Annotated in this window: 12 protein-coding genes and 1 other annotated feature; all 12 genes read left to right on the top strand. The window is 35.2% G+C overall.

The window, feature by feature from the left end; all coding sequences use genetic code 11:
- Positions 1-140 precede the first annotated feature (140 nt).
- Positions 141-2,102 (top strand): BREX system Lon protease-like protein BrxL, encoded by a 1,962-nt coding sequence (gene brxL, locus GM661_RS11700; protein ID WP_230866995.1) that lies wholly within the window; start codon positions 141-143, stop codon positions 2,100-2,102.
- A gap of 214 nt (positions 2,103-2,316) precedes the next feature.
- A complete protein-coding gene (locus GM661_RS11695; protein WP_230866994.1) occupies positions 2,317-3,579 on the top strand; it encodes a transposase in 1,263 nt (420 codons plus the stop codon).
- Between the two features lie 340 nt (positions 3,580-3,919).
- Positions 3,920-4,438: a translation initiation factor IF-3 gene (gene infC / locus GM661_RS11690; protein WP_125990789.1), complete on the top strand. Its 519-nt coding sequence runs from the start codon at positions 3,920-3,922 to the stop codon at positions 4,436-4,438.
- A 22-nt stretch (positions 4,439-4,460) separates the two neighbouring features.
- Positions 4,461-4,658 (top strand): 50S ribosomal protein L35, encoded by a 198-nt coding sequence (gene rpmI, locus GM661_RS11685; protein WP_125990788.1) that lies wholly within the window; start codon positions 4,461-4,463, stop codon positions 4,656-4,658.
- A gap of 24 nt (positions 4,659-4,682) precedes the next feature.
- Complete coding sequence (gene rplT / locus GM661_RS11680) at positions 4,683-5,042, top strand: 50S ribosomal protein L20 (protein ID WP_230866993.1); 360 nt, start codon at positions 4,683-4,685, stop codon at positions 5,040-5,042.
- Positions 5,043-5,150: 108 nt separating this feature from the next.
- The gene (locus tag GM661_RS11675) at positions 5,151-5,948 is read left to right on the top strand and encodes a TrmH family RNA methyltransferase (RefSeq protein WP_230866992.1); all 798 of its coding nucleotides are present in this window, start codon (positions 5,151-5,153) and stop codon (positions 5,946-5,948) included.
- 122 nt (positions 5,949-6,070) lie between these two features.
- A complete protein-coding gene (locus GM661_RS11670) occupies positions 6,071-6,196 on the top strand; it encodes a YqzL family protein (protein ID WP_125990785.1) in 126 nt (41 codons plus the stop codon).
- A gap of 1 nt (position 6,197) precedes the next feature.
- Positions 6,198-6,418, top strand: a binding site (T-box leader).
- A gap of 35 nt (positions 6,419-6,453) precedes the next feature.
- Positions 6,454-7,482, top strand: a complete 1,029-nt coding sequence (gene pheS, locus GM661_RS11665) for a phenylalanine--tRNA ligase subunit alpha (RefSeq protein ID WP_164522276.1) — start codon at positions 6,454-6,456, stop codon at positions 7,480-7,482.
- Between the two features lie 21 nt (positions 7,483-7,503).
- Positions 7,504-9,909, top strand: a complete 2,406-nt coding sequence (gene pheT / locus GM661_RS11660; RefSeq protein ID WP_230866991.1) for a phenylalanine--tRNA ligase subunit beta — start codon at positions 7,504-7,506, stop codon at positions 9,907-9,909.
- 75 nt (positions 9,910-9,984) lie between these two features.
- The gene (locus GM661_RS11655; RefSeq protein ID WP_230866990.1) at positions 9,985-10,332 is read left to right on the top strand and encodes a cell division protein ZapA; all 348 of its coding nucleotides are present in this window, start codon (positions 9,985-9,987) and stop codon (positions 10,330-10,332) included.
- A 26-nt stretch (positions 10,333-10,358) separates the two neighbouring features.
- Positions 10,359-10,823 carry a CvpA family protein gene (locus GM661_RS11650; protein WP_230866989.1) on the top strand — a complete coding sequence of 155 codons (465 nt, stop codon included), beginning with the start codon at positions 10,359-10,361 and terminating at the stop codon, positions 10,821-10,823.
- 84 nt (positions 10,824-10,907) lie between these two features.
- Positions 10,908-13,286 carry an endonuclease MutS2 gene (locus GM661_RS11645; RefSeq protein WP_230866988.1) on the top strand — a complete coding sequence of 793 codons (2,379 nt, stop codon included), beginning with the start codon at positions 10,908-10,910 and terminating at the stop codon, positions 13,284-13,286.
- The last annotated feature ends 1 nt before the right edge of the window (position 13,287 follow it).

Genomic DNA, 13,287 nt, shown 5'->3' with positions numbered 1-13,287 from the left:
AAAAATATAAGTGATATAGATATGTGTCGAGAAATGGATAATTATGAAATAAATTATTGAAAAAATATAATAAAATCTGATATAATAGTCCTAGTTAGATAATTTTTGATCTATATAATGTTGACAGATGGTGATAATATATGCCTACAGTTGAAAAAAAAGGGGATGAAGTATTCTCTGATAAATTAATCAAAAAGGAATATATTAATAAACTGAGAAATAATCATAATATTCCTCATTATGTTATCGAGAATATTATCCATCGCTCTGAAAAACCTCCGACAGACCCTGACTTGTTTAGCGAAATGATTAGTGGTAAATTAGTAGACCCTAAGAAAAGTGCAAGTTTACTGTCAAAGATCAGGGGTGAGGGAACCTGCAGCATCATAGATAAATTAAAGGTAAAGTATTTTCAAAGTAATAAAAAATATTTAGCTGATTGTTTAAATTTAGGTATTAACAGGGTGTTAGTTGAGAAAGAATTAATAAGGGAAAACCCCTGTTTATTAGAAAAAGAACAGTGGTGTGAAATTAAAATAAAATATCTCAATGATGTAGCTAGTCCTGATATTGAATTTGCTTTAGAGGAATTAATTTTACTGCAGGGTAATTCATTTGATTTTAAAGACTATGTTAAACGGGTTGCCAGCCTGGATACTGAACACTGGCTTGATTTGTTATTTCGGAGTATTGGACTTGAAATAGACCAGTTAACTCAAAGACAATCTTATCTTTTGTTGGCACGTTTGATTCCTTTTGTGGAAAAAAATTATAATTTGATTGAACTTGGTTATAGGGGAACAGGGAAATCATATCTTTACCGACAAATGACAGACGATTCTATTCTTGTTTCTGGGGGTAAAACTACTATTGCCAATATGTTTTATAATCTGGGTACTAGACAGATTGGCTTAGTTGGTAGAAAAAATGTCATTGCCTTTGATGAAGTAGCCCATGTTAATTTTAAAGATAGTACTGCTGTGCAGATTATGAAAGATTATATGGAATCAGGTTCATTTAGTAGAGGAAGTCATGATATATATGCTGATAGTTCTATTGTCTTGCTGGGAAATATAAATGAAGATATAAAACTTTTATTGAATAAAAATGTTTTTACTCCCTTACCGGAATTATTACGGGATATGGCTTTGATTGATCGTTTGAATTTTTATCTACCGGGGTGGGAAATCAATAAACTATTAACTGATTGCCTGACCGGAAAAAATGGTTTACTAGATAATTATTTATTTGCTGCGTTTAATAGACTAAGGGATGAGGATTATACAGAAATTGTTGAGGATTATTTTCAACTTGATAAAAATTTGGATACCAGAGATAGTAGATCTGTTAAAAAAACGGTAGCAGGGTATATAAAATTATTACATCCAGATGGTAATGTTAGTAAAGCAAGGCTTAAAAATTACTTAGAATTGGCTTTAGAAGGTAGAAAGAGAATCAAAGACTATCTAGTAAAATTTTATCCCTTTGAATATTCTGAGCAGTTGTTTGAATGTGCTGCTGTAGGTGGTAGTGAAAAAGTAATACCTTCACTCCCAGAGGATAAATATAATTATCAATTAAAACAAAAACTGCCAGAACCAGGAGTTATCTACATAGGGCAGATAATAAATAATAATGAACTGGCCATCTTAAAGGTTAAAATAAAATCTTACTCCTATGGGAAAGGTAGATTGAGTTTTGTAAATACCTATGATAAAGAGATAATGAAACAGCTTAAAAAATCTTTTGTCAATATTAAAGGGAAATCTACAGAAATAAGGAAGGCAATTAATCAACGTGATTTTCATATTGAATTTATACCATTACTTAAGGAAATAAATGCTGATATTAGTAAGGCTTTTTTTGTTGCCTTATATTCCCTTATATATAATAAAGTTATTACTACAAGTTTTATTATCAGTGAAAAGAGTAAATTGTTTCGCGAATCATTTAAAAATCAGTCTATCAGAGCGATTAAAATAGAAGAAAAAGGAAAGTTAAAAACCTTATTACCGATTAAGACTGATGATTTCAATCTATATATTGAGATCCCCAGGGAAGTATATGAGAATGTCCATGACTATATACTTTTGACAGAATAAATAAAATTTGTAAAAAAATTAATTATGTTACAGGAGTTTCCCCATTTTTTGAGTGTATATAAAGAAAAAGTTATCAACAGGCAAAATTGTGGATAATTCATGTTGAGAATGGTTTAAAAATAGTTATCCACAGATTACGCAAAAAAGGTGAAACAAGCTCCTGAATTTGGTATAATTTGTTTGGACACAAAAACCAAAAGGAGTTGTTCCACCTATGAGTAATTATACCAAATTTATTTACCAATTGAAACGAAAAGTAAGCAATTTTTCTAAAAGTATTTCTAAAAACCTATCAAAACCTAAAACTAAATTTATTACTCAAATGATTTATGGTTTACTAAAAGGTCAATCAGTACTTTTAAGTAATATTGCTCGTTCTCTTAAAGAAGATATCCTTTTCAAAAAAACTGTTGAACGTTTATCCAGAAACCTTGAAAATTTTAATCAACAAGAAGAACTAATTACTGATTATCTAAATAAGATTAAACCACATATTGATGATAATACTGTTTTCTGCTGTGACAAATCAGATATAGTAAAACCCTACAGTAAAGAACTGGAGGCTCTTGATAGAGTTAGAGATGGTAGCAAAGGTGAAACTGAAAAAGGTTATGATACTTTTGAAATAGCTGCTCTAACTGATAATAAAGAACTGCCTATAGAAGTATACTCTCATATCTACTCAAGTTTAGAATCTGGTTTTAAAAGTAGAAATATTGAAGCATTAAAAGGTCTTAATTTTATTGAAAAGCATTTTGGAAAAAAAGGTATTTATGCCCTTGATAGAGGCTATGATGCCAATCTTTATTATAAATATTTTACTGATAGCAATAAAGATTTTGTAATTAGGGCTAAAAGTAACCGCAATCTTATTTATAAAGGCAGAAGCATAAATATTAAGAAAATAGCTGATCTATACAAAGGTAAATATGTCTATTGCTATACCAACCAGGATAACAAAAAAAGAAAATTAAAATTTAGTTATGCTCCAATTAAATTACCAGCTTTAAAAGATAAAAAGTTAACTCTTGTAATCGTTAGAGGCCTTGGAAATAATCCAATGATGTTAATTACAAATTTAAGGCCAAAGGCTAAAAAACTTACTCTTATCATTTTAAAAGCATATATTAAAAGATGGAGAATAGAAGAATATTTTAGATTCAAAAAACAGAAGTTTGACTTTGAAAATTTTAGAGTAAGATCTTTAAAAAGAATAAGAAATTTAGATTTAATTTTATCAATAGCAATAGGATTTTTAGCTCTATTTTCAAACAAGAAAAAACAGACCGAACTCAAGATAATTGTAAAGAAGGTTTCTGATAGAATATTTAATCTCCCGGATTTTGATTATTATGCAATAGCAGATGGTTTTAAAGCTATTTTAGAGAAATCATACACTGGAATAAATTCGTTTTTAAAAAGTTATTACCAAAAACAGCGATCACAAAACAATTTACAACTTTCTTTACCACTATGACAGTAAAGGTTAGTTTTTGCTATTTTTAAAAATGGGGAAACTCATTTATTATGTTATAATTGACTTTAATTATATACTGTGTTATACTAAGATAGATAATAAAGTAGAAACCCCCGTTTCTCACCAGTAAAAGACACTGGTTAATAGATAAAGGCTTATTAGAAGAGTTTTGATTACTTTTCTATAGCTGTATCTTATGTTTTTTAGGCGGGTGGTATTCCATCCGCTATTTTTATTATAGGCACTAATCTTTTGAGCTTGTGAAATAATCACAGATTTTTGCTGAAGATTATTATGTCAAAATTAAAATGTGTTTGAAAAATCAGGAGGTGCATAAAAAATCGGTAGTAATGATTTAAGGATTAATGATAATATCAGGGCAAGAGAGGTAAGATTGATTTCCTCGGAAGGAGAACAGGTCGGGATACTTTCTAGAAATGATGCTTTAAGGATGGCAGAAGAAAAGGAACTTGATCTGGTTGAGGTTGCCCCACAGGCCAAACCGCCTGTATGTAAAGTGATGGATTATGGTAAATATAAGTATGAACAGGCGAAAAAGGCCAAGAAAGCTAAAAAGAACCAAAATGTTATGAATATCAAGGAAGTGCAGATGGGTGTAAAGATTGAAGACCATGATTTTAATGTAAAACTTAAAATGGCCAGGAGATTTTTAAAGGATAAAGATAAGGTTAAAGTCAGGGTTAAGTTCCGCGGCCGGGAACTTGTCCATAAAGAATTAGGATATGGTTTAATGGATAGATTAATAGAAGGGACTGAAGACCTGGGTAAAGTAGAGAGTAAACCTAGGATGGAAGGGCGTAATATGTTTATGTTCTTGACCCCTGATATGGATAAATAAAATATAAGAGGAGGATTATGTTATGCCTAAGATTAAAACCCATAAAGGTATTGCTAAACGGGTTAAAAAGACCAGTAAAGGCAAACTCAAGAGGAGTAAGGCCTTTCATAGTCATATATTAACCAAAAAAACTGGTAAAAGAAAGAGAAATCTCAGGAAAAGTACTTTAATTGATAAAACCTATGAAAAAAGATATAAAAAATTGTTACCTTATAAATAATAATGTTGAAAGGGGAAATAGAATATGCCACGTGTAAAGAGGGGTACTAAAGCCCGCCGTAGAAGAAAAAAGGTATTAAAGATGGCTAAGGGTTATTTTGGTGCTAAGAGTAAATTATATAGACCAGCCAATCAGGCTGTTATGAAATCACTTCACTATGCCTATAGAGACCGCCGGGCAAAAAAGAGGGAATTCAGGAAACTATGGATAACCCGAATCAATGCTGCGGCACGTAAAGATGGTCTTTCATATAGTAAGTTTATCAATGGTTTAAAAAAGGCTAATATTGAAATTGATCGTAAAATGTTAGCTGATATGGCTGTTCGTGATGAAAATAGCTTTAGTGAACTGGTATCTGTTGCTAAAGAGGAATTAGGTCTTTAGCGAGTTTAAAGATTAACAAGTATATTTGTTGGAGCAATAAAGTATAGTCAGGCCAATATATATTCCCCGGTAATTACTTCCGGGGGTTTTTATATGGGGGTGTTAATGATGAATGGAGTAATAAGTAGTACCGGGAATGTCAGAATAAAATACCTGCAGAAATTATACCTACGTAAATACAGAAAGAAAGAGGGCAAGTTTATTCTTGAGGGATACCGGATTATAAATGAGGCTTTAAATAGCAATGCTGATTTTGAGACTATATTTTTAACTCCTTCTTTTTATGACTCCCCTGAAGGACAAAAGATTACTAATCTGGTCGGTAGGGATATGGTAGTTCTGGTTGAAGAAGGTCTTTTAAATGAATTAGCAGATACAGTTACCCCTCAGGGGGTTATAGGGGTTGTTGATGAACCTGTCTATCATATTAATGATTTTATTGACAAAGGAATTATACTTGTGCTGGATAGACTTCAGGATCCGGGTAATATGGGTACTGTAATTCGCACTGCAGTAGCAGCAGGGGTTGCCGGGATCATAGTACTTAAAGGTAGTGTTGACATATATAATCTGAAAGTGCTCAGGGCTACTATGGGTGCTGTCTTTAATATCCCGATAATAACAGATATAGAACTGGCTGCCTTTAAAGAATTATTAGTTTCACAGCTCTCTACTTATAATCTGATTGCTGCTGATTTAAGTGGGAAAGAATACTATTATAATATTAACTATAATCCCAGGAGTATGTTGGTTATTGGTAATGAAGCCCATGGGGTCTCCCGGGAGATATTGGAAATGGCTGATAGACTTATTAAGATACCCATTATAGGTGATATAGATTCCTTAAATGCTGCTATCGCTGCTGGTATTATAATGTATAAAGCGCTGGAAGAAAAAATAGAATAAAATGTTTGTTATTTTCAGAAATTTTTTCAAAAAATAGGTCTAAATCCTTGTCAATATAAAGGGAGTATGATATAATCTTAAATATAATCATAATATATCTCTCTTGGAAGGATGTGGTCCTAATGGGCTTGACCGCAACATTTTTCTGGAGGCTTTTTGAAGAAACGGGTTCTATTAATGCATATCTGGTTTATAAACAGATGTATCTAATGATGAGATATACCCCAAACAAACAGGAATTCATATAGTTTAAAAGTGATGAAAGAGAGAGTAGTTGCCTGATAGACTTCACAGGGAATGGCTGTCATCGACTGTAAACAGTCTGAAGTTGTGGTAATGAAGTTCACTCTGGAGCTGTAGGCTGAAATTGAGTAGGTCTAACCGGGATTTATTGTTCCGTTATATTAAACAAGTAACCTTTACTTAGGTGGAGGTAAAGTAGGGTGGTACCGCGATCTCTCGTCCCTTGGATGAGAGATTTTTTATATATTTATGGAGGTGTTTTATGGTGAATTTACAGGAAAGACTTAAAGAGATTGAAGAAGAAGGAAAAAAAATCTTCAGTACTGTTAATGATTTAGAGACATTAGAGGAGTTAAGGATTGATTTTCTGGGTAAGAAGGGAAAAATTACCGATGTCCTCCGTCAAATGGGTAAAATACCAGCTGAGGAAAGGCCTGTAGTTGGTAAGATAGCTAACCAGCTTAAAAATAAGCTCAATAAGCTCTTACAAGATAAAAAGGATGAACTGACAGAATTAGCAGAACAAAAAAGGCTTGCTGACGAAAAGATAGATGTTACCCTACCTGGTAAAGAGCCTAATATTGGACATGTACACCCTTTAACAAATATTTCAAATAAAATTAGAGAGGTATTTATAGGTCTAGGCTATACAATAGCTGAAGGACCAGAAATAGAAAATGAATATAATAATTTTGAGGCTCTAAATGTCCCTAAACACCATCCTGCCCGTGACTTGCAGGATACCTTTTATATTAATGATAATTACCTTTTAAGGACACACACATCACCAGTACAGATTAGAACTATGGTAGAGAATCAACCACCAATCAGGATAATTGCCCCTGGGCGTGTTTACCGCTCTGATGAGCTGGATGCTTCACATTCTCCTGTGTTTCATCAACTAGAAGGCCTGCTTGTTGATAAGGGAATTGCTTTTAGTGACCTTAAGGGAACAATAGAGTTATTTGTAAAGGCTATTTATGGAGAAGATACCAAAACAAGGTTTCGCCCCAGTTATTTTCCATTTACTGAACCCAGTGCAGAGGTTGATATTTCCTGTGTAATATGTGGTGGAGAGGGTTGCCGTCTTTGTTCTCAGACTGGTTGGCTTGAAGTAATGGGTTCCGGTATGGTACACCCTAATGTTCTAGAGATGGCTGGTGTTGATACCTCTATTTATAGTGGTTTTGCCTTCGGGATGGGTTTAGATAGGATTGCGATGCTAAAGTATGGGATAGAAGATATCAGGCTTTTATATGAAAATGATAAAAGATTTCTGCATCAATTTTAAAGATAGGGAAGGTGTTTATTAATGAAGGTTTCTTATAATTGGTTAAAGAGATATATTGATCTCTCATATACCCCGGAAGAACTGGATTATGTACTTACTATGGCTGGATTGGAAGTGGATTCCATGGAATATCTAGGTGAGGGGATTGAGGATATCATAATAGGTGAGATTGAGAAAATAGAGGAACACCCTAATGCTGATAAACTGGTTATCTGTCAGCTAAATACAGGTGATGAGTTGTTACAGATAGTTACCGGGGCACCGAATGTTGTTGAAGGTGCCAGGGTACCTGTTGCCAGAACAGGTGTTGAACTACCAAATGGTATGAAGATTAAAAAGACCAAATTACGTGGTGAACCATCAAATGGAATGCTCTGTTCTACTGATGAACTTGGTTTAAGTCAGGAAAGGGCATCAGGGATCATGATTCTGGGAGAAGAGGCTGTACCAGGTGAAAAGTTAGTAAAATATTTAGGGCTGGACGATTATGTCTTTGATCTTGATTTAACACCAAACTATGCCCGCTGTCTGGGTATGCTAGGCATTGCTAGGGAGTTAAAATCACTTCAGGAAGATGTAAAAGTGAAGAGACCTGAGATTAAGATTAATAATGATAATAAGGAAGATATAAGGGATTATGTCAGCATAGAGGTCATGGATAAAGAATTATGCCCCCGCTATACCGGCCAAATTATCAAGAATGTTAAGATAGGGCCTTCACCTGAATGGATGCAACAAAACCTCAAAGCAGCAGGAATTAGACCGATTAATAATGTAGTAGATATTACTAATTATGTACTCCTTGAGTACAATCAACCACTACATGCCTTTGATTTTGATACAATCAATGAGAAAAAAATTATTGTTCGTCGGGCCAGATCAGGGGAGAAATTAATAACTCTTGATGACCAGGAGCGTCAGCTTAATGAGGAGATGTTGGTTATTGCTGATACTAAAGAAGCAGTTGGCCTGGCAGGGGTTATGGGGGGAGCAAATAGTGAGGTAACTGAGGATACTAGTACAATATTTCTGGAATCAGCCTATTTTAATCCTGTTAATATTAGAAAGACTGCTAAAAAACTGGGCCTTCCCAGTGAGGCATCACACCGCTTTGAACGCGGTATTGATATTGAAGGTGTTGTTGAAGCCGGCCGGAGGGCGGCTTACCTAATGCAAGAGTATGCTGCTGGTGAAGTAGTAAGTGGAATAATTGATATATATCCTGAACCTTACCAGCCGTTAGAAATAGTACTTGAGACTGATTATGTAAATAATATATTAGGTATTTCCTTAACTGCCAAAGATATTAGTCAGATGCTTAATAAACTTGGTTTTCTCATTAAGGGGGAAAAGGAGGGTTTGGTCAAGGTAGCTGTCCCTTCATATCGTAATGATGTAGAGCGGGAAGCAGACCTTATTGAAGAACTGGCTCGTGTCTACGGCTATAATAATATCCCGGTAACTGTTCCAGAAAGCAAACAGCAGGGTGGAAAGACCTCTCAACAGTCTCTGGAGGATATCAGCAGGGAGCTAATGATTTCTGCTGGATTGGATGAGATTATCAATTTTAGTCTTCAAGGTAAAGAAGATTATGAGTTGTTCAGGCTCCCTGAAGATAGCAGGCTCAGGGAATGGGTCAGGATTAAAAACCCTTTAAATGAATCATATGCTTTAATGAGGACTTCTCTACTACCGGGTATAGTTGAACTTTTATCTAATAATGCTAAAAGACAGATTGATAGGATGGCTGTCTTTGAAATAGGCAATGTGTTTTTCAGACAGGTAGGGGAAGAACCCTTTCAACAGGAATTGAAACTTGCTGGGGGGAGTATGGGCTATCCAGAGGATAGCTGGCAGTCAGCTGCAGCTGATTTCTTTTACTTAAAAGGGGTGTTAGAGAGCTATTTTAGCAGACTTGGTATTGATAGTTTTCTCTTTAAACCAGCCAGGCAGAGTTTTCTTCACCCTGGACGGACAGCAAGTATTGAGCTTGACGGTGGGGAGATTGGTTATCTTGGCGAGCTTCTCCCTGCTATAATTACTGAACTTGATCTGAAAGAGAGGACAGCTCTTTTTCAGCTTGATTTAACAGCTGTTATTAAGGCAGTTAATCTGGATAAAAAATATAGTAAATTACCTAAATATCCTGCAGTTGAACGTGACCTGGCTATCCTTGTAAAAAACGAGATTAATTCAGGTGAAATACTAAGGTTACTTAAACGGGAGGCTGGAGATATATTGAAGAAAGTGGAGATATTTGATCTCTATGAAGGGGATCAAATCCCTGAAGGCCTTAAGAGCCTTGCTTTTAAGCTGCTTTTTCAGGCAGAGGATAGAACATTACGGGATGAAGAAGTGAATGAACTCTTTAATAAGATATTAAAACTCTTAAGGAATTTCTTCTCCGCAGAAATTAGAGGAAATTAAAATAGCAGGCAGGATTTCCTTTCTAAATAGTGAATTTAATAAATATAGAGAAATTTTTCTGGGGGATGAATAAAAATGGCTGTGGAGGATAAGCATAAAGATAAATACAATGTAAAACTGCTCGGTGAAGATATGGTGATAGTTGGACAATTATCTGAGAGGTATGTAAAAAAGCTGGTACACCATATCAATATTATCGGTCAGGATATCTCCAGGGCTTATCCCCGCCTATCACGTCAGCGTATTCTCAATCTGGCAATTATGAATGTTGCAGATGAATATTATAAGTTAAAGGATAAGTATGAAGAAAAATCAGAGGATATTAAGACCCTGGAAAAGGAGTTTAAAAAGCTGGCAGATAAACATAATAAACTCAAAAAAGACTATCAAGAGCTGGAATCTCTCCTGGAGGAGGTTGATTAGGATATGGGGTAACAATAATTGATATAGTGCTATTAATTCTGTTTCTATATTTTGTCATAGGAGGATTTAATAAAGGGTTTATCAAACAAACAAGCATGATAATTGGTATTGTTTTTGCCTTACTGATTGCTGTTAATTATTATAATGGTTTTCAAAAATATATTGCACCATATGTGGAAACTTCACCCCAGTTATTACAATTTATTAGTTTTGCAGTATTATTTATAGCAGTCAATGTATTAGTCCATTTGCTTGGTATGGTTTTTAAGAATGTCATTGATTTTCTGTTTCTAAAACCGATCGATCATGCTGCTGGTGCTTTGTTAGGACTGCTTAAGGGTGGACTGCTGGCTTATTTTCTTGTCTTATTTTTGAATAAGCTTCCAGTAACATCAATTAGCCAGCAGGTACAGAATTCATTTCTAGCAACTAGGTTATTGTCTATGACACCCTTTCTTCAGCAGAATTTGCAGAATATATTTAGACCATGATTTAAATCATGGTCTTTTAACATCTCCATAAATTTTTGATTTAAGAAATAATTAATTTGCTTGTCTATTTGAGGGGGAATAATTTTGGATAAAGGTGTTATTGCTATACTTGAATTAAATAAAATTAAAGAAGAGGTAAGAAAACATACAGCCACTATAATCGGGGGAGAAATTGTAGAGAAATTAACTCCAGTTTCAGATATAAGATATGTTAAAAAGAGGTTACAGGAAGTTACTGCAGCTAAAGAAATATTAAATGAATATGGTCATCCACCCTTTGGTGGAATTAGAGACCTGCGTGAGATACTTAAGAAGGTTGATAAGGGTATTGTCTTATCAGCTAAAGAGCTTATGAATGTTAGAAATACCCTTGCTGCTTATTCTCGTTTGGAGGCTTATTTTAATGACCTTATCAATAATCTAGACCCCCGCTTGATTGAGCAGAGGTTTGCCCCTGTAACAAAACAGGGTGAGAAACTAACCCCACTGCCAGAACTAAAAAAAGAACTGGACTATGCCCTTGATGAATACGGTGAAATAAAGGACAGAGCCAGTAAAAAGCTTGCCTCACTACGTTCAGAGATAAGGATAATAGGTAATCGTATTCGGGATAAATTAGATAATATTATTAAAGATCAAAAATATCAGTCAATGCTGCAGGATAATTTAGTAACCAGAAGAGGGGACAGGTATGTAGTTCCTGTTCGACAAGAATACCGTAATAGTTTTGCTGGTATTGTCCATGACCAGTCAGCCAGTGGCATGACACTTTTTATGGAGCCCATGGCTGTCCTAAAGTTAAATAACAAACTGAAAGGCTTACAGCGGCAAGAGGAAGAGGAAGTATACCGGATACTCCAGCAGCTCAGCGGGTTGGTACAGCAGGATATGCTGATAATTAAAGAAAACCTGAAGATAGTCTCACTGCTTGATCTTATTTTTGCCCGGGCTGCTTATAGTAATCAGCTTAAAGGAATTGCTCCTGAAATTAATGAAGAAGGTATGATCGATATTAAACAGGGGAGACACCCCCTTTTGAAAGATGAGGTTGTACCTATTGATATAGCAGTGGGCAGTAATAAATTTAACACCCTTGTTATAACCGGGCCCAATACAGGAGGGAAGACTGTTGCCCTTAAGACAGTGGGACTTTTTGTTTTGATGATGCAAATTGGACTTCACATTCCGGCAGATAGGGGAACTACCCTTTCAATATTTAAAAACGTCTTTGCTGATATAGGTGATGAACAGAGTATTGAGCAGAATTTAAGTACTTTCTCCTCTCATATTACCAGGATAAGGTCTTTTCTGGAAAAGGCAGACCAGGACAGCCTTGTTTTGATGGATGAGTTAGGTGCTGGTACAGACCCTAGAGAAGGAGCAGCCCTGGGGATAGCAATACTGGAAAAACTAAAGAGTATAGGTGCAGTTACAATAGTAACAACTCATTACAGTCAATTAAAGACTTATGCCTATGAACAAACAGGGGTAGAGAATGCCTCAGTAGAGTTTGATCTTGAGACTCTTAAACCAACATACCGTATTTTAATGGGGATACCAGGTGGTAGTAATGCCTTGACTATTGCCCATCGATTAGGAATACCATCTGCTATAATTGAAAAAGCCAGAACCATGCTTTCCGGGGAAGAGATTGAAGTAGAAAGTATTATTGCTGGTCTTAATAGTGAAAGAAAAAGGTATCGTGAATTAAAGGAGAGCTCTGCCAGAAAAGAAAAAGAAGCTGCTGAGTTAAAAGAGAAGTATCAAGCACTGTTAAAGGATTTACAGCAGAATAAACAGGATATTATCAAAAAAGCCAGGGAAGATGCTGCTGGGATAATAGATACTGCCCGGCGTGAAAGTAAACAAATCCTACAGGAACTTAAGCAAAATGATCTTAATTCCCGTTCAGAGATAGATAGAATGGGAAACAAATTAAACGAAAAATTTAAAGAAGTTGATAAGAAATTTGAGGATAGTAAGGGGATTGATAGTAATAGTAGGGTTACAGATGAGATAGAGATCGGTGATCAGGTAAGACTAAAGAATGTTGGACGTAAGGGAGAGGTAACAGATATTAATAAAGACAAGGGAGAGGCAACAATTCAGGCTGGTATAATCACTTTGAAGGCAGGTCTTGATGAACTTATCAAGGCCGAGATGCCTGATGATAAAAAACAGGAAATGGTTAAGAGATATCGTGTAAGTAAGGCTCAGCAGGTTTCACCAAAACTTGATCTTAGGGGTGAACGGTATGATACAGCCCAGGGTCGCCTGGATAAATACCTTGATGATGTATTTCTGGCAGGCATAAAACAGGTAGAAGTAATACATGGTAAAGGGACAGGCGCCTTAAGAGACGCTGTTGCTGAGGTGCTAAAAGAAAATCCCCATATTACCTTCTTCAGGTTGGGAAAGCCTGAAGAAGGTGGGAGTGGGGTTACAATTGTAGAAATTAATTAGC

Source organism: Iocasia fonsfrigidae (assembly GCF_017751145.1).
Lineage (GTDB): Bacteria > Bacillota > Halanaerobiia > Halanaerobiales > DTU029 > Iocasia > Iocasia fonsfrigidae.
This window is presented reverse-complemented; position numbering and strand designations above follow the sequence as displayed.

Coding starts and splice junctions, on each gene's coding strand:
- brxL (WP_230866995.1), top strand. CDS start 141: ATGCCTACAGTTGAAAAAAAAGGGGATGAAGTATTCTCTGATAAATTA.
- GM661_RS11670 (WP_125990785.1), top strand. CDS start 6,071: ATGGGCTTGACCGCAACATTTTTCTGGAGGCTTTTTGAAGAAACGGGT.
- rpmI (WP_125990788.1), top strand. CDS start 4,461: ATGCCTAAGATTAAAACCCATAAAGGTATTGCTAAACGGGTTAAAAAG.
- rplT (WP_230866993.1), top strand. CDS start 4,683: ATGCCACGTGTAAAGAGGGGTACTAAAGCCCGCCGTAGAAGAAAAAAG.
- pheT (WP_230866991.1), top strand. CDS start 7,504: ATGAAGGTTTCTTATAATTGGTTAAAGAGATATATTGATCTCTCATAT.
- pheS (WP_164522276.1), top strand. CDS start 6,454: ATGGTGAATTTACAGGAAAGACTTAAAGAGATTGAAGAAGAAGGAAAA.
- GM661_RS11695 (WP_230866994.1), top strand. CDS start 2,317: ATGAGTAATTATACCAAATTTATTTACCAATTGAAACGAAAAGTAAGC.
- GM661_RS11675 (WP_230866992.1), top strand. CDS start 5,151: ATGAATGGAGTAATAAGTAGTACCGGGAATGTCAGAATAAAATACCTG.
- GM661_RS11655 (WP_230866990.1), top strand. CDS start 9,985: ATGGCTGTGGAGGATAAGCATAAAGATAAATACAATGTAAAACTGCTC.